The sequence below is a fragment of the Micromonospora sediminicola genome, assembly GCF_900089585.1.
In the GTDB taxonomy this organism is placed as follows: domain Bacteria; phylum Actinomycetota; class Actinomycetes; order Mycobacteriales; family Micromonosporaceae; genus Micromonospora; species Micromonospora sediminicola.
The window spans coordinates 1401029-1417180 of record NZ_FLRH01000004.1; the positions used below are offsets into that span (position 1 = coordinate 1401029).

14 protein-coding genes and 1 tRNA gene are annotated in these 16152 nt (G+C 75.2%); 6 read left to right on the forward strand and 9 right to left on the reverse strand.

The annotated features are described in order from the left end of the window. Positions 1–5: 5 nt before the first annotated feature. Entirely contained in the window at positions 6–503 is a 498-nt protein-coding gene (locus GA0070622_RS28110) for a hemerythrin domain-containing protein (RefSeq protein WP_091581503.1), read from the reverse strand. A gap of 4 nt (positions 504–507) precedes the next feature. Beyond that, positions 508–1476, reverse strand: coding sequence for an aldo/keto reductase (locus tag GA0070622_RS28115; RefSeq protein ID WP_091581506.1), 969 nt, complete (start codon positions 1474–1476; stop codon positions 508–510). Positions 1477–1541: 65 nt separating this feature from the next. Between GA0070622_RS28115 and mgrA the strand changes: the two genes are divergently transcribed. Beyond that, positions 1542–2531, forward strand: a complete 990-nt coding sequence (mgrA, locus tag GA0070622_RS28120) for an L-glyceraldehyde 3-phosphate reductase (RefSeq protein ID WP_091581509.1) — start codon at positions 1542–1544, stop codon at positions 2529–2531. Between the two features lie 3 nt (positions 2532–2534). On the opposite strand, the gene GA0070622_RS28125 is transcribed toward mgrA, so the two are convergent. Next, positions 2535–3437: a lytic polysaccharide monooxygenase auxiliary activity family 9 protein gene (locus GA0070622_RS28125; RefSeq protein WP_091581512.1), complete on the reverse strand. Its 903-nt coding sequence runs from the start codon at positions 3435–3437 to the stop codon at positions 2535–2537. A gap of 228 nt (positions 3438–3665) precedes the next feature. On the opposite strand from GA0070622_RS28125, the gene GA0070622_RS28130 reads away from it, so the two are divergent. Continuing rightward, on the forward strand, positions 3666–5927 hold the full coding sequence (locus GA0070622_RS28130; protein ID WP_342672787.1) for a DUF4153 domain-containing protein: 2262 nt from the start codon (positions 3666–3668) through the stop codon (positions 5925–5927). A gap of 162 nt (positions 5928–6089) precedes the next feature. Beyond that, complete coding sequence (locus GA0070622_RS28135; RefSeq protein ID WP_091581518.1) at positions 6090–7157, forward strand: glycerophosphodiester phosphodiesterase family protein; 1068 nt, start codon at positions 6090–6092, stop codon at positions 7155–7157. 36 nt (positions 7158–7193) lie between these two features. Here GA0070622_RS28135 and GA0070622_RS28140 read toward each other — a convergent pair whose 3' ends face one another. From GA0070622_RS28140 to GA0070622_RS28150, 3 genes are all read right to left on the reverse strand, one after another. After that, entirely contained in the window at positions 7194–9716 is a 2523-nt protein-coding gene (locus GA0070622_RS28140; protein ID WP_141561844.1) for a SpoIIE family protein phosphatase, read from the reverse strand. A gap of 138 nt (positions 9717–9854) precedes the next feature. Beyond that, positions 9855–10196: a VOC family protein gene (locus tag GA0070622_RS28145; protein ID WP_091581524.1), complete on the reverse strand. Its 342-nt coding sequence runs from the start codon at positions 10194–10196 to the stop codon at positions 9855–9857. Beyond that, positions 10193–11137, reverse strand: a complete 945-nt coding sequence (locus GA0070622_RS28150; protein WP_091581526.1) for an AraC family transcriptional regulator — start codon at positions 11135–11137, stop codon at positions 10193–10195. Before GA0070622_RS28150 ends, GA0070622_RS28145 begins: the two co-directional genes overlap by 4 nt. Before the next feature lie 71 nt (positions 11138–11208). Between GA0070622_RS28150 and GA0070622_RS28155 the strand changes: the two genes are divergently transcribed. Continuing rightward, positions 11209–11709, forward strand: a complete 501-nt coding sequence (locus GA0070622_RS28155; protein ID WP_091581528.1) for an anthrone oxygenase family protein — start codon at positions 11209–11211, stop codon at positions 11707–11709. Between the two features lie 49 nt (positions 11710–11758). Here GA0070622_RS28155 and GA0070622_RS28160 read toward each other — a convergent pair. After that, a tRNA-Ala gene (locus GA0070622_RS28160) sits at positions 11759–11831 on the reverse strand. 89 nt (positions 11832–11920) lie between these two features. Continuing rightward, a complete protein-coding gene (locus GA0070622_RS28165; protein ID WP_091584149.1) occupies positions 11921–12511 on the reverse strand; it encodes a YqgE/AlgH family protein in 591 nt (196 codons plus the stop codon). A gap of 149 nt (positions 12512–12660) precedes the next feature. Between GA0070622_RS28165 and GA0070622_RS28170 the strand changes: the two genes are divergently transcribed. Both GA0070622_RS28170 and mdlC read left to right on the forward strand, forming a co-directional pair. Continuing rightward, entirely contained in the window at positions 12661–13461 is an 801-nt protein-coding gene (locus GA0070622_RS28170) for an S-methyl-5'-thioadenosine phosphorylase (protein WP_091581529.1), read from the forward strand. Positions 13462–13550: 89 nt separating this feature from the next. Next, positions 13551–15146 carry a benzoylformate decarboxylase gene (gene mdlC, locus GA0070622_RS28175; RefSeq protein WP_091581531.1) on the forward strand — a complete coding sequence of 532 codons (1596 nt, stop codon included), beginning with the start codon at positions 13551–13553 and terminating at the stop codon, positions 15144–15146. Positions 15147–15148: 2 nt separating this feature from the next. Here mdlC and GA0070622_RS28180 read toward each other — a convergent pair whose 3' ends face one another. Then, entirely contained in the window at positions 15149–16144 is a 996-nt protein-coding gene (locus tag GA0070622_RS28180; protein ID WP_091581533.1) for a hypothetical protein, read from the reverse strand. Between the last annotated feature and the right edge of the window lie 8 nt (positions 16145–16152).

The window sequence follows — 16152 nt, forward strand, 5'->3', positions numbered from 1 at the left end:
TGTCCTCAGCGGTGGTCGCGGACGTAGGCCTCCGGGTCCTTGTCGTGGAAGCGCAGGTTCCGACCGTTCTTGTGCTCGCCGTAGAAGGTGAGCCACCGTGCCCCCAGCTCGGCCCGCAGTTCCACGCTCGCGTGCCGGCGGAAGTCGGGCAGCGCCTCGTCCTCCTCCTCGGCCAGGTGCTCGCTGTTCTCCTTGCGGGCCGTGCCCACCGCCGCCCACCAGGCGTCCGAGCCGACCTCGTGCCGCTTCGACTCGGCGACCGCGTCACGGATCTTGTTGTGGTCGCCGATGGCGTCGGCGGTCTCGTCCTCGCCGTCGTCGCCGTGCTTGACCAGGTGCGGGTAGAGGATCGCCTCCTCGGCCTCCGCGTGGATGTCCAGGTGCAGCGCGAGCGCCTCCCAGATCGCCAGCATCTCGGCCGGGTCGCGGGCGTCGTCGAGCCGGGCGAAGCCGCGCCGGAAGGCGGCGTGGTCGTCCAGGATCAGTGCGGTGATGTCGTCCATGCGGTCACTTCCCCAGTCGGGCGCGGATCATCTTCGGTACGGCGGCCAGGCCGGTGACCGGGCGGAACGCGCGCGCGGCGGTGGCCAGCGCGGCGTACTCGTCGTCGGTCAGGTCGATCTCGGCGGCGGCCGCGTTGCGTTCCATCTGCTCCACTCCGGACGCACCGGGGATGGCGACCACGTTCGGGTGCCGCAGCACGTACGCCAGTGCGATCTGGCTCGGCGTGGCGTCGTGCGCGTCGGCCACCTCGCGCAGCGTGGCGATCAGCTCGGTGCCGCGTGCCAGGTTCTCCGGCAGGAAGTACGGGTTGGCCCGGCGCACCGCCCCGGCCGGCGGGTTGGCGGCGTCGTAGCGGCCGGAGAGGAAGCCCTGGGCCAGCGGGCTGTACGCGATGACGATCCGGCCGGCCTGCTCCGCGTACGGGATCAGGTCCTCCTCGGGGCCGCGGTCGAGCATGCTGTAGCGGACCTGGTTGCTCAGCACCCGGCGGCCCAGCGCGGCCTCGGCGAACCGCCACCGGCGCAGGTCGTAGTTGCTGACGCCCACCTCGCCGACCAGGCCGACGTCCTGGAGCGTGCGCATGCCGCTCATGGTGGTGGTGTCGGCGACCACCGGGTTGGGCTGGTGCACCTGGTAGAGGTCGATGCCGTCGACGCCGAGCCGGGCGGCGGAGGCGACCGCGCGCTGCTGCACCACCGGGGCGACCGGGAGCAGCGGGAAGATCTTGCTGGCCACCACGACCTTCGCCCGGTCGTCGCCGAGCGCGGCACCGAGGATCCGCTCGCTGCGGCCGAAGCCGTAGAGCTCGGCGGTGTCGAAGAGGGTGACCCCGAGGTCGAGCGCCCGCCGCACGATCTCGGCGGCGCGGCGCTCGTAGTCGGGGCCGTAGCCCCACTCACGGGAACCGAACTGCCACGTGCCGAGGCCGATCTTCGAGATGGGCTTGGGGGTGTCGAGCCGCACGAAACGCATGGATCCGACGCTACCCGCGCCGCCGTGACCGCACGCCTGTTCGCCGGTGGCGGCAGAATGATCAGGTGACCTACCTCGCCAGCGACGACCGTTACGAATCGATGCGCTACCGGCGCAGCGGCCGCAGTGGGCTCCGGCTGCCCGTCATCTCCCTCGGCCTGTGGCACAACTTCGGGCCGGACCGGCCCTTCGAGCGGCAGCGCGACATCGTCCGCCGCGCGTTCGACCTCGGCATCACCCACTTCGACCTGGCCAACAACTACGGCCCGCCGCCGGGGTCGGCGGAGGAGAACTTCGGTCGGCTGCTCGCCACCGACCTGAAGCCGTACCGCGACGAGCTGGTCGTCTCCACCAAGGCCGGCTACCTGATGTGGCCCGGCCCGTACGGCGAGTGGGGCTCCCGCAAGTACCTGATCTCGTCGCTGGACCAGTCGCTGCGCCGGATGGGCCTGGACCACGTCGACATCTTCTACTCGCACCGGTTCGACCCGGACACCCCGCTGGAGGAGACGATGGGCGCGCTGGACGCCGTCGTCCGGTCCGGCAAGGCGCTCTACGTCGGCATCTCCAACTACGACTCGGAGCAGACCGCCCGGGCCGCCGAGATCCTCCGCGACCTGGGCACCCCGCTGCTGATCAACCAGCCGTCGTACTCGATGCTCAACCGTTGGACCGAGTCCGACGGCCTGCTCGACACGCTGGAGCAGGTGGGCGCCGGCTGCATCGCCTACAGCCCGCTGGCGCAGGGCGTGCTCACCGACCGCTACCTGGACGGCATCCCGGCCGACTCGCGCGTGCGGACCAGCGTGTTCCTCAACGAGAGCGACCTGGACGAGGCGCGGATGGCGACCGTCCGCGGGCTCGCCGCGGTGGCCGAGCGGCGGGGCCAGACCCTGGCCCAGCTCGCCCTGACGTGGGCGCTGCGGGACCCGCGGATGACCAGCCTCATCGTCGGCGCCAGCAGCGTCGCCCAGTTGGAGGGCAACGTCGCCGCGCTGGACAACCTCGACCTGGCCGGCGAGGACCTGGCCGAGATCGAGCAGCTGCTCGACTGAGGCTCACCAGATCCGGCGCCGCCCGGCGCGGTGGTTGCGCACCCCGCACGGCCGCCCGGGCGGCGGGCCGCCGGCCCGTCGCAGCCGCAGGCCGACCACTGTCGCCAGCAGCGCGGTGACCACCGCCGCCGCGCCGATGACCAGCGGCCGGGAGAGCGGGCCGGTGTCGGTCACCGCCGCCACCGGCACCCCCGCCGCCGGCTCGTCGCCGGTCGCCGGCACGGCGAGGGTACGCGGGGCCGCCGCGCTCGCCGACGGCTTGCTCCTGCTCCCGGAGCCACTCGCGGCGGCCCGGAAGATCACGTCGGAGCAGGAGTAGTAGGTGTCCTGGGTGCTGGAGTTCTGCCAGATCACGTAGATCAGGTGCCGGCCCGTGCGCCCGGTCGGCAACCGTCCCGGCATCTCGTACGCGCCGGCCCGGATCGGCGGGTCGGTGACCTCCAGGAACGGCTTCTCCTCGACGTCGGCCCAGGTCAGACGCCGGTCCGGGGCGTACGACCGGGTGGTCACGTAGAACCGGAACGTGCCCTCGTGCGGGATGGTGGTGCGATAGCGGAACGTGTGCCGGGCCCCGGCCGTGAGCGTGGTGGCGGGCCAGTCGCTGCGCGGCAGGTCCAGTCCCCGGTACGCGGAGAGCCCGCCACTGCACAGCTCCCCGTCCGGGATGCGTTCCCGGTCCCGCCCGTCGATCCGGGCCACCCGGATGTTGTCCCACTCGCGTACCGCCGCGCCGGCGGCGATCGCGGCGCGGCAGGCCGGTGTCTGTGCCCGGCCGCCCTCCGGACCGCAGGCCGCCGCCCGGCTCATCGGGCTGGTCGGCGCCCCGTGGGCGCTCGCCGGCACGGCGGTGGACAGCAGCGTCGCGGCGACGGCGGCGAGCGCGGCGAGCGCGCGACGTGTGTCCATGTGATCGACCTCCCGCGCACTGGTACGGGCGGGAGGCGGCAAAGGTTCGATCCGCGTCGACGCCCCGACCGGTCAGGCTCGGCTGGCCGAACGGACAATCGGGGCGGCAGCGCGGCCGGGTTGGGCCCTACAGTGACGACACCCTGTGATCAAGGAGCGAGCCTTGCCCGAGCCGGCACAGCCCCCGAGCCGCCCCGCGCCGCCCCGGCGGACGGGTCACCGGCGGGCGTGGTCCCGCCCGCCCCCCAGCCGTACCTGCTGGTCCTGCCCACGATGGAGGGCGCGCCACCGCCGGTGCCGTGGCCCGGCGCGGAGGGGCAGCCCGCCTGGGCGATCCCGGTCACCGTGCCGGCCGGCACCCAGGGCTACGCGTTGTTCGTGCCGCTGGTCCCGGCGGCCGGTCAGCCGGCCACCGGCGTGCCCGCCCAGGCCGGTCCACCGACCGTCGAGGGCGCGACCGCGCCGACGCTCGCCGCGCCGCCGTCCCGGGCGGGCGGGCAGTCAGCCGTCCCGGTCGCAACCGGCACGGCCGAGAGCGGGCGCACCGCCGGCGAGCCGAGCGGGAGCAGCCCGGCCGGGGCCGGCCCGACGTCCGGTGCGCCGAGCGCGGCCGACAGCCCGGCTGCGGCCGGTCCGGCCGACGGCGGCCCGGGCGACGATGGCCCGGGTGACGATGGCCCGGTCCTGGTCGCGGCGGACGCCGACCCGGCGCGTCGACCGGCGACGGCGACGTCCGGGGCCGCCACGGGCTCGAACACCACGGCATCGCCCCCGGCGGTCACGGCCGTGCGACCCTCCCCGTCCGCGGTGACCGCCGCCGGGCCGGCGGGACAGGCCGGGCCGCAGCCCGCGCCCGTCGGCGCCGGCACCACGGTGGCGCCGGCCGGCCCGCACCCGCCCGCCGCGCCGCCGTACCAGGACATGCGGCCCTGGGGCACCTACCCGCCGCCGCAGAGCTGGGCTCCCCGGCCCCGGGTTGCCCGCACGTCGTTCCTCGGCGCCCGGTGGCCCGGCCCGAAGCCGGCCACCGGCCGGGCCGTGCCGCTCGCGGTGCTCGCCGGCGCGCTGGGCAGCGCGGTCTTCGTGCCGCTCGGCCGGGTCGGCATCGGTTGGTTCCTGGGCTGGCTGACGCTCACCGTCGCGGTGCTGCTCGCGGTCCGCGCGAAGACCGCCGAACTGCCCCGCGCCGACCGGCTGATCCGCCTCGGGTGGGCGGTGGCGGCCCTGGCCCTGATCGCCGTGCCGGCCGTCCGCAACGCCTGGTGGCTGGTGACGTTCTGCGTGCTCGGCGCGCTGGGCTGCGCCACGCTCGCGATCGCCGGCGGCCGGTTGGTCCGCTCGATCCTGTTCGGCCTCGTCGCCACGCCGTTCGCGGCGCTGCGTGGCCTGCCCTGGGTGCGCCGGCACGTCAGCGCCTCGCCGGAGGCGACGACGGTCCGCAAGGTCACCGTGTCGGTGGTCGCCACCCTGGTCGTGCTGGTGGTCTTCGGCAGCCTGCTCGCATCGGCCGACGCGGCGTTCTCCGAGGCGCTGGGCACGCTCGTGCCCGAGGTCGACCTCGGTACGGTCGTCGGCTGGCTCTTCCTCGCCGCGGTGGGTGGGCTGATCGCGGTCGCCGCCGTCTACACGCTGGCCGCACCGCCCGACCTGTCCACCGTGGACCGGGAGGGTGAGCGCCGGCTCGGCCTGCTGGAGTGGGCCCCGGCGATCGGGGCGCTGACGCTGCTCTTCGCCGGCTTCGTGGTGGTGCAGTTCACCGTGCTCTTCGGCGGCCAGCGACACGTGCAGAACGTCGCCGGGCTCAGCTACGCCGAGTACGCCCGCAGCGGCTTCTGGCAGCTGCTCTTCGTCACGCTGCTGACGGTGGCGGTGCTCGCCGGGGTGGGTCGCTGGGCCGGGCGGGAGCGGCCGGTCGAACGCGTCCTGCTGCGCGTGCTGCTCGGGCTGCTCAGCGCGCTCAGCGTGGTGATCGTGGTGTCCGCGCTGTCCCGGATGTGGACCTACCAGAAGGTCTACAGCTTCACTGGTGAGCGGATCTTCGTGATGGCGTTCGAGCTGCTGCTCGGCGCGGTCTTCCTGATGATCCTGGCGGCGGGCGTGCGCTGGCGGGGCCGGTGGATCCCCGGCGCCACCGTGGCACTGGCCGTGGCGATGCTGCTCGGCCTGGCGGTGCTCAACCCGGAGGACTACGCCGCCCGGCGCAACACGCTCCGGTACGAGCAGACCGGCAAGATCGACGCCTGGTACCTGCGGGCGCTGTCCGCCGACGCCACCCCCGCGCTCACCCGGCTGCCCGACCCGGTGCGCCGCTGCACGCTGAGCTGGATCGCCGACGAGCTCGACCAGCGCGACCCCTGGTACGCCTGGAACCTCGGCCGCCAGCGGGCCCGTCAGGCGTTGGACCGGGTCGGGCCGACAGCGGTCGGCGGGCCGAAGGACTGCCGCCGGGCGGACCAGTTCGACCTGCCGAAGACCCGCCGACCCCGCTGACGTCCCCGGTGGCCGGGCCGCGAACGCCGCGGCCCGGCCACCGGCACGGACCGGCTCGCCCGCGACCGTTCATCCGCCCCTCACCTCGCCGCCACGGCCGCCACCGTCTCCGCGCCTACCTTCGGCTGCGCGAACGTCAACCGAGGTAGCGGAGGTTCCTCCATGTCCGTCCGTCAGGTGCTGACGGCACTGGTCACCGGCGCGGCGCTGGCCGTTCCGGCGGCCGCCCACGCGGCGCCGGCCGACCGTCCCGGCGTCCCGCCGCAGCGGACCCACTTCGACCTGCAGGCCCATCGCGGTGGCATCGGCATGACCACCGAGGAGACGCTGGCCGGCTTCGCCAAGGCGATGCGCCTCGGCGTCACCACGCTGGAGCTGGACACCCAGGTCACCCGGGACGAGAAGGTCGTCGTCACGCACGACCGCCAGGTCAGCGCGCAGAAGTGCCGGGACACCGCGCCGGTGCGTCCGGGCGACCCGGCGTACCCGTATGTCGGGAAGTACGTCAAGGACCTGACCCTGGCGCAGATCAGGACCATGGACTGCGGCTACCAGCAGCTGCCCGGCTTCCCGGAGCAGGAGCAGGTCGCCGGCGCCCGGATGGCCGAGCTGCGCGACGTGCTCGACCTGGTGAAGCGCTACCGGGCCCGTGGGATCACGCTCAACATCGAGACCAAGGTGGAGGCGGGGGCGCCCGAGCAGACCGCGCCGCGTGAGCTGTTCGTCCGGCGGGTCTTCGAGGAGATCCGGCGCTCGGGCATCGAGCGGCAGGTCACCATCCAGTCGTTCGACTGGGGAGCGCTGCGGGTGATGCACCGGCTCGCGCCGCGCTGGCCGCTGGTGGCGCTGACCAACTACGACTTCCTGCAGGTCGGCAGGCCGGGCGCGTCGCCCTGGCTGGGCGGGCTGGACGTGGACGACTTCGGCGGCGACTTCGTCCGGGCCGCCGACGCGATCCCGGGCGTCACCACGCTCTCGCCGAACTACGGGTTCCCGCAGAACGGCACGATCGCCGACCCGGCCTTCCGGTTCTACCCGGACCGGAAGATGATCTCGGACGCGCACGCACGCGGGTTGCGGGTCGTGCCGTGGACCTGCGACGACATGCCGACCGTGGCGGCGCTGATGGACCTCGGCGTGGACGGCGTCATCACCGACTACCCGAACCGGGTCCGGCAGCTCATGGCCGAGCGGGGCATGCGGCTGCCGAAGGCGTACCGGGCGCGCTGAGCGGTGGGGGCGGGGCGGGGCCCACGTGGCCCCTCCTCAGCCGCCGACGCGCAGCGCCAGGATCGCGATGTCGTCGGCGACCGGGCCGCTCTGGTAGGCGGCCACCCCGTCGCGCACCAGCTCCACCAGCTGCCGCGGCGTGCTGTCCGGCGCGTCGCGCAGCAGCTCCACCAGGCGTTCCTCGCCGAAGAGCCCGCCCGGCCCGCGCGCCTCGATCACCCCGTCGGTGTAGAACAGCACGGTGTCGCCGGCCTCGAGGGCGACCGACCGCCGCCCGAGCCGCACCTCGGGGAAGGCGCCCAGCAGCACGCCCGGCACGGTGATCACCTCGACCCGCCCGTCGGCCCGGCGGACCAGCGCGGGCGGGTGGCCGCCCGAGGCCACGTCCAGGTCGGCACCGCCGTCGCGCAGCCGTAGCCGCCCGCACACCACGCTGAGGAACCGGTCCACGTCGGGGTCGTCCCGGAGCCGGACGTGCAGCTGGCGCAGGGCGGTGGCGGGCTCCGCCAGCGCCGCGGTGATCCGCAGCGTGTGCCGGGCCAGGCCGGTCACGCTGGCGGCGTCCACGCCCCGGCCGGCGACGTCGCCGACCACGAGGACCCACTCCCGGCCGGCGGCACCGTCGACCGGGAACACGTCGTAGAAGTCGCCGCCGACCCCCACCGCGTCGCCGGCCAGGTAGACCGCCGCCAGCTCGGCTCCGGGCACCGCCGGCAGCCGCGACGGCAGGAGGCTGCGTTGCAGGCGTACGGCGGTGGCGTGCTCCCGCTCGTAGAGCTGCGCCCGGGCGAGCGCCTGCCCGGCCAGACCGGCCAGGGTGACCAGGAAGTCCCGTCGCGCCGGCTCGAACTCCTGCGGTTCGGCGTACCCGAAGACGAGCACCCCGGCGGCGGTCCCCCGTCCGCGCAGCGGCACCATCGCCCACGACCGGTGGGGACTGTTCCGGATCGCGTCGGCGGCGTCGGGGAACCGGTCGAGGAGGGGTTCGAGCTCCGGGTGGAAGCTGGGTTCGTCGGCCCGGAAGGTGGCCGCGATCGGGTGAACGGCGTCCCGCCCGACCGCCTTCCACCGCGACGGGGGCTCCTGGCCGGTGGGCGGGAAACGGATCTGCCGGCCCGCCTCGTCGAGGAGCGCGACGGCCGCGACGGTCGCCTCGGCCGCCGGACCGGCGCCGTCCCGGACCGCCGCGACCACCTCGGCCACGGAGACCGCCTGGGAGAGCGCGGCGGTGAACTCCTGCACCCGGCGGGCCCGCCGTTCCTCGCGCCGCCGCGAGGTGACGTCGGTGATGAGGACGGCCACCGCGCCGGCCCGCCCGCCGCCGCCCGGCACCGCGAAGAAACTGCTCAGGTACGTCCGGCCGGCGCGTACCACCTCGACGTCGCGGACCGCGCCGGTCTCGGCGACCTCCCGCATCAGCGGCTCGACGACCGGACCCAGCTCGGGGAACAGGTCGGGCACCCGGCGGCCGAGGTGGTCGCCGACCGGGCGACCGTTCCACGCCGCGAGGACAGGGTTGATCTTGAGGTAGCGCAGGTCGGTGTCGAGCAGGGCCACCCCTACCGGCGCGTTCTCCACCAGCGTGTCGAGGGCGGTGAGCATGGTGGCCCGGTCCGCGGTGAGCTGCTCGACGCCGACCGTCGCCTCATCGGGCACCTCGTCGAAGACGGCCGCGATGCCGACCGGGCCCACCGGTGTGGACCCGTGCACCGGGTAGTAGCTGCCCCGCCACCGCCGCTGGCCGGGCCGTCCCGGGGTCGGACCGACGACGTCCAGGTTGACCAGCGGACGCCCGGTGTCGATCACCTGCCGGAGCTGCTCGGCGAACGACTCGGGCAGCTCCGGCAGCACCTCGCGCAGGTGCCGGCCGGGGTGCTCGGCGGCCGGCCGTCCGTTGATCTCGGCGGCCCGCTGGTTGGCCATGACGAAGCGCAGGTCCCGGTCCAGCACGCTGACCCCGACCGGCAGGTGGAGCAGGATCGTCTCCAGCAACGCCTGGTCGATGGCGGACACCGCCGGGCCGTGCCCCAGGGTGGCCACCGGCGACGGGCCGGGTGGTCCGGGCTCCTCGGCGACCGGCACGTGGGCACCGTGCCGCAGCCCGGCCGCGCGCACCCGCCCGGCGGCGTACGCGGCGAGGCCGGTCGCCGCCTCCACCGTGCCTGGCGGCACGTGGCCCCGGAAGCCGAGACTGAGCGCGCCGACGACCGTCCCGTCGCCGTCCGGGTGCCACAGCGGTGCGGCCACCAGGCCCTCGACGTCGGCGGTGGGCAGGCTCGCGGTCGCCGGGAAGCGGATCAGCCGCTCCCGGAACGACCCCGCCTCCACCACCTCACCGGTGCGGGCGGCGCGGGAGATGCCGACCGGCGCGGCGAGCGGGAAACGGGCCCAGGTCTCGGCCAGCTCGGGCACCATGCCGACGGAGTAGATCAGGTCCAGCTGCGTGCCGGCGGGGTCGAGCAGGACGAGGACCGCCACCTCGGCGCCGGTACGGCGCAGGACGTCGGACGGGAGCAGGCCGCTGCCGTCGTCGACCGTGCGCCCGACCCGATCCCGCACCCCGCCCTCCCTCATCCGTACGAGGGCCGACCGACGGGCCCGGGGAGACGGTACCGCCGCGGGCACGGCGGGGCGACCCACCGACCGCCGGATGAACCGGGGCCCTGTCGGGCAGCTCACACCCGCCCGGCAGGTCGGTCAGGCCGGCCCTCCGCCGAAACCGATCTCGTTGCCGTCCGGGTCCCGGAAGACGACCTTGCGGACGCCGTTGTCGTAGGTCTCCTCGTCGGCCGGCGCCAGTCCGCGGGCCGCGATCCCGGCCAGGCGGGCGTCGAGGTCGTCGACGAAGACGGTGTGCATGGCGTGCCCGGCGTGCTCCGGCCGCACGTCGACGTAGAGGTAGCGGTGCTCGGCGAGTTCCCAGACCGCCTCGGTGTCGTTGGGCAGGAACGCCGGCGGACCGCCGAGCAGCCGGTCGTACCAGGCGGTGGCCACCGCGCGGTCGCGGACCGGGACGCCGGCGAACAGGTCGACCGTCATCCGGCCATGGTAGGCGCGTCCACGTGCCGGCGAGGGCTCACGCCGTACCGGCGCTTGAACGCGGCGCTCAACGCGAAGGAACTGCCGTAGCCAACCAGACGGGCCACCGCCCCGACGGTGGCGCCCGGCTCGCGGAGCAGGTCGGCCGCGAGCGCCAGCCGCCACCCGGTCAGGTACGACATGGGCGGCTCGCCGACCAGCGCGGTGAACCGCCGGGCCAGGACCGCCCGGGAGATCCCGGCCTCGGCGGCCAGCGCCGCCACGGTCCACGGTCGGGCGGGGTCGTGGTGCAGCGCCCGCAGGGCCCGGCCGACCACCGGGTCGGCGTGCGCCCGGTACCAGGCGGGCGCCGCCGCGCCCGGCCGGGCGAACCACTCCCGCAGCGCGGCGATGAGCAGCAGGTCGAGCAGGCGGTCCAGCACCGCCGCCTGCCCCGGCTCGTCCTTCCCGATCTCGGTGGCCAGCAGCGGGACCAGCGGTGTGTCCCAGGAGTCGCGCGGGACGACCGCCAGCGGGGGCAGCGCGTCCGACAGCCGTCGGCCGACCGCTCCCTGCGCCGCGTACGTGCCGGTCAGCAGCATCGTCGGGCCGTCCGGACCGTTGCCCCAGGTGCGTACGCCGAGCCCGGTCATCGTGAACAGCTCCCGCCCGTCCGGCGTGGTGCAGCGCTGACCCGGGTGGATCACCACCTGGGGCGGCGTGGCCGGGTCGTCGGCGACGAGATAGGGACCGGGGCCGCGCACGATCGCCACGTCCCCGGCGCCGAGCCGCGCGGTCTCGGCCTGCTCCGGCGCGATCCAGGCGTCACCACGGACCACCGCGACCACGGTGAGCGGCGCCTCGTCCCGGACCAGCATCGACCAGGGCGGCGTGAGGATCGAACGGAGCAGGAAGGCGCCCCGGGCCCGGGGGCCGTCGAGCAGTCCGGCAACGGCGTCCACGAAGACGATTACACACAGATTCGCGCGTCCTGGCCATGTGCCGTCTCACCGGACGGCGATTGACTGGGCACATGAGACTCGTAGCGCACCTGACGCTGGTCGGGGCCACCGTCGGGGCCGGGCTGATGGCCGGGCTCTTCGCCGCGTTCGCCTACGCCGTGATGCCGGCGCTGCGGGGCGCGGACGACCGCACGTTCGTGGACGCGATGCAGCGGATCAACGTGACCATCGTCAACGGCTGGTTCCTGCTGGCGTTCCTCGGCACGCCGCTGCTCGCCGCGCTGGCGGTGGTGCTGGCCTGGCGGGGCACGGCCCGCCCGACACTGCCGTGGATCATCGCCGGGCTCGTCCTCTACCTGGTGGCGGTCGGCATCACGGTCGCCGTCAACGTCCCGTTGAACGACGCGCTGGCGGCGGCCGGACCGGCGGACCGGCTCGGCGACCCCGGTGCCGTACGGGCGCGCTTCGAGGCCACCTGGGTCACCGGGAACGTGATCCGCGCGTTGGCGAGCACGGGCGGGTTCGCGGCGTTCAGCTGGGCCCTGGTGCTCACCGGCCGTGCCGCCGACTGACGCGAAACGCCCTGGTGAGAAATACTCACCAGGGCGTTTTCCGCTCGGGTGGAGCCGAGGGGACTCGAACCCCTGACCCCCACACTGCCAGTGTGGTGCGCTACCAGCTGCGCCACGGCCCCTTGCGGTCGTCCCCGGTCGCCCGGGCACGGGAAGAACTATACACACGCCGTTCGGCATGGTCATCTCGCGGGGGGTCACCCCGGCCCGGTCAGTTCAGCGCCACGTCGGGCGGGAAGTGGGCCACCGCGGCCATCATGCCGCCCTGCCGTCGCAGCACCATCGGCCAGAGATCGTCCGGGCGGTCGACGAAGGCGTCGCCGGGGAGCGCGTCGAGCACGAACCACGACCCCTCCTCGATCTCGCGCTCCAACTGGCCGGCGCCCCAGCCGGAATAGCCGGCGAACACCCGGATCCCGCCGACGGCGTCCCGCAGCTTCGCCGGGTCGACCGAGAGGTCGATGGTGCCGACCGCGCCGGAGACCCGGTGGAAGCCCTTGACCGGCTTGACCGGGTGGCGCATCCGGGCCAGGCAGATGGCCGAGTCGGGCTGGACCGGGCCGCCCTCGAAGAGCACCGCCGGCTCCCGCGCCAGGTCGCTCCAGTCGCCCAGCACGTCGGCCACCGGAACTTCGGTGGCCCGGTTGAGCACCACGCCGAGGGCGCCGCCGGGCTCGTGGGCGACCAGCAGCACGACGGTGCGGTCGAAGTTCGGATCCTTGAGCACGGGTGTCGCGACCAGCAGCCGTCCGGTCATCGACTCCATGGCTCGGCCACCGATCGCCTGCCCCTCACCCTGCATGTCCGACACCCGTCAGCCGTGCGCCCGCGCGGGACCGACGCCGTCGACCGTCCACGCTGTCAACGCCATGTCACGCACCATAGCCTGCGCCCCGCCCGCTGGCTAAGGTCTGACCGGCGGGTGATCGCGACGGATCGAGGGAGGGCCGGATGACGGCGGAGGCCGAACTGGCGGTGATCGGCGGGTCGGGTCTCTACGCCCTGCTGGACGGGGTGGAGCATGTGGTGGACACCCCGTACGGCGCGCCGTCGGACCCGATCACGGTCGCCGAGGTGGGCGGTCGCCGGGTGGCGTTCCTCCCCCGGCACGGGCGCGACCACCGCCACCCGCCGCACCGGATCCCCTACCGGGCCAACCTCTGGGCGTTGCGTTCCCTTGGCGTACGCCAGGTGTTGGCGCCGTGCGCGGTCGGCGGCCTCCGGCCGGAGTTGGGGCCGGGCACGTTCGTGGTGCCGGACCAGCTCGTCGACCGCACCAGCGGACGGGCGCAGACCTACTACGACCGGGGCGCGGTGCACGTGTCGTTCGCCGACCCGTACTGCCCGGCCGGGCGGCGGACGCTGCTGGACGCGGCGGCCGGTCGGGGCGTGCCGGCGGTGGACGGCGGGACGGTGGTGGTGGTCGAGGGCCCGCGCTTCTCGACCCGGGCGGAGTCGCGCTGGTTCGCCTCGATCGGCGGCACGGTGGTGAACATGACCGGCCACCCGGAGGCGGTGCTCGCCCGCGAGCTGGCCCTCTGCTACACGTCGATCGCGCTGGTCACCGACCTGGACGCGGGCGTCGAGGCGGGCGAGTCGGTCACCCAGGAGGAGGTGTTCCGGGTCTTCGCGGAGAACACCGACCGGCTGCGCGGGCTGCTGCTGGACGCCGTCGCCGCGCTGCCGACCGAGCGGGAATGCCCGTGCGGCGACGCGCTGGACGGGATCACGCTGCCGTTCCCGCTGCCCTGAGCCCCGGCGAAGCGCCCGAAAAGTCGGCTTCCGCCCGCTAGATTCGGTGGGTCGGGAGGCGGCCCGGCCCGGGACGGAGGCAGCCGGCGATGGCGACGGTGCGCGAGGCGACCTACGACCTGCTGCGCGCGCTCGGCCTGACCACCGTCTTCGGCAACCCCGGCTCGACCGAGGAGCCGTTCCTCCAGGACTTCCCCGCCGACTTTCACTACGTGCACGCGCTCCAGGAGGCGTCGGCGGTCGCCATGGCCGACGGCTATGCCCAGGGCACCGGCCGGCCCGCCCACGTCAACCTGCACACCGCGCCGGGCACCGGCAACGGCATGGGCAACCTGGTGACCGCCTGGCACAACCGGACGCCGCTGATCGTCAGCGCGGGCCAGCAGACCCGGGAGATGCTGCTGATCGAACCCCGGCTGGCCAGCCCTCGGGCGGTCGAGCTGGCCCAGCCGTACGTCAAGTGGGCCCACGAGCCGGCCCGCGCCCAGGACGTCCCCGCGGCCTTCATGCGGGCGTACGCCTCGGCGGTGCAGCCGCCCGCCGGGCCGGTCTTCCTCTCCCTGCCGATGGACGACTGGGACCGGACCGCCGACCCGCCGCCGCAGGTGCGGACCGTCGCCACCCGCATCGCGCCGGACCCGGACCGGCTGCGCGGCTTCGCCGACGCGCTGGCCGACGCCCGCGCCCCGGTGCTGGTGCTCGGCGCGGCCGTGGACCGGGCCGACGCCTGGCCGGCCGCCGTCGCGCTGGCCGAGCGGCTGGCCGCCCCGGTGTGGGCCGCCCCGGCACCGGAGCGGGCTGTCTTCCCCGAGCGCCACCCGCACTTCCGGGGCGTGCTCCCGTACGCGATCGGGCCGCTGTCGGAGGCGCTGCGTGGCCACGACACGGTGCTGGTGGTCGGCGCTCCGGTGTTCCGCTACTACCCGCACGTGCCCGGCGACTACCTGCCCGGCGACGCCCGGCTGCTGCACGTCACCGACGACCCCGACGAGGCGGCCCGGGCCCCGGTCGGGGACAGCCTGCTCGGCGATCCCGGCCTGACCATGACGGCGCTGATCGAGGTGCTGCCGCCGGTCGGCCGGCCCGCGCCGCCGCCCCGGGAACAGCCCGCCCCGCCGGAGCCGGGCGAGCCGCCCACCGCCGACGCGCTGTTCGCGGCCCTGGCCGCGGCCTGGCCGGCGGACGGGGTGCTGGTGCAGGAGTCACCGTCCAACCTGGCCGCGTTGCGCCGGCGGCTGCGGGTCGACCGGCCCCGCTCGTACTTCACCATGGCCAGCGGCGGCCTCGGGTTCGGGCTGCCGGCCGCGGTGGGCCTCGCGCTCGCGGAGCGGGACACCGGGCGCGGCCGCCCGGTGGTGGCGGTGGTCGGCGACGGCTCGGTGCACTACTCGGTGCAGGCGCTCTGGACCGCCGCGCGGCTGCGCCTGCCGCTGGCCGTGGTGGTCCCGGTGAACCAGCAGTACGCGATCCTCAAGGCGTTCGCCGAGCTGAAGCACACCCCGGGCGTGCCGGCGCTGGACCTGCCCGGGCTGGACGTGACGGCGGTGGCGCGCGGCTACGGCTGCGCCGCCGAGGTGGTGACGTCGCTGGACGCGCTCGGCCCGGCGCTGTCCGCCGCGCTCGCCGCCGACCGCCCCACGGTGCTGCCGGTGCCGATCAGCACCGAGGTGCCCCGGATCCTGTGACCTCAGCCGGGCCGCGCGACCAGTGGGGCGCCGGTGCCGACGTCCAGCACGGCCCGGCCGCCCAGCGGCGCGGCGAGCGTGACGCTCACCGGCTTCTGCACGAGCTGCATGGTGCAGACCCCGGTGGCGGGGACCACGGAGCCGCCGACCACCACCGCGTCCGGGCCCTCCCGCACCAGCGGGGTGGGCGCGCCGTCGCAGGCGCCGACGCCGACCACGTAGTCGAGGCGGTTCCCGTCCACCGCCCGCAGCTCCTGGGCCGCGACGAGGCCGGCCGGCAACGGCAGGGTGTCCGCCGCGCCGCCGCCGACGGTGCCGACCGCGTGGGGCGCGACCGCGAGCCGGGCGACGGGTACGGCCAGGTCCTCCACCGTGAACAGCCAGGCGGGCACGTCGGCCGCACCCCGGCTGGTCCACGCCGGCGCGCTGCCCAGGCGGACCGCGGTCACGGTGAGCGGCACGCACGGGGTCGGCGCGGTGGTCGACACCGGGTCGTCCGGACCCGGCTCGGCGGTCGGACCACCGGGCTCCGGCCAGCCGGGCCTGCCCAGCCGCGGCTCGCGCGGTCGGCCGTCGCACGGCGGCGGATCGCCCTGGTCCAGCTGGGCGTACGCGTCGGCCGCGCTGACCAGCGGCACGCGCAGCTCGCCGTCGGGGAAGCGGATCGAGGCGTCCGGCGGGACGGCGGTCGGCATGGGGATCTGGTCCCGGTACCAGCCGGAGGCGAACGCCAGGTCCGTCTCCGGGGTGAAGCCCGGGTCGCCGACGAGGACGGTGGCGTCCTGGAGCGGGACGTACCCGGTGCGCCACCTCGGGTCGGGGCGCCAGCGTGCGGCCACGTCCCGCGCCCGCTGGTCGAACGCGGGGTGCTGGTTCCGCACGGCGGACGTCGTCACGCCCGGGTCGGCGGTCGTGGTGCCGCCCGGACCGGAGCCGGGCGTGGCGCACCCGGCGAGGACCAGCATCGGCAGCCCGAGCAGGGCGAACGATCGGCGCATGCGGATTG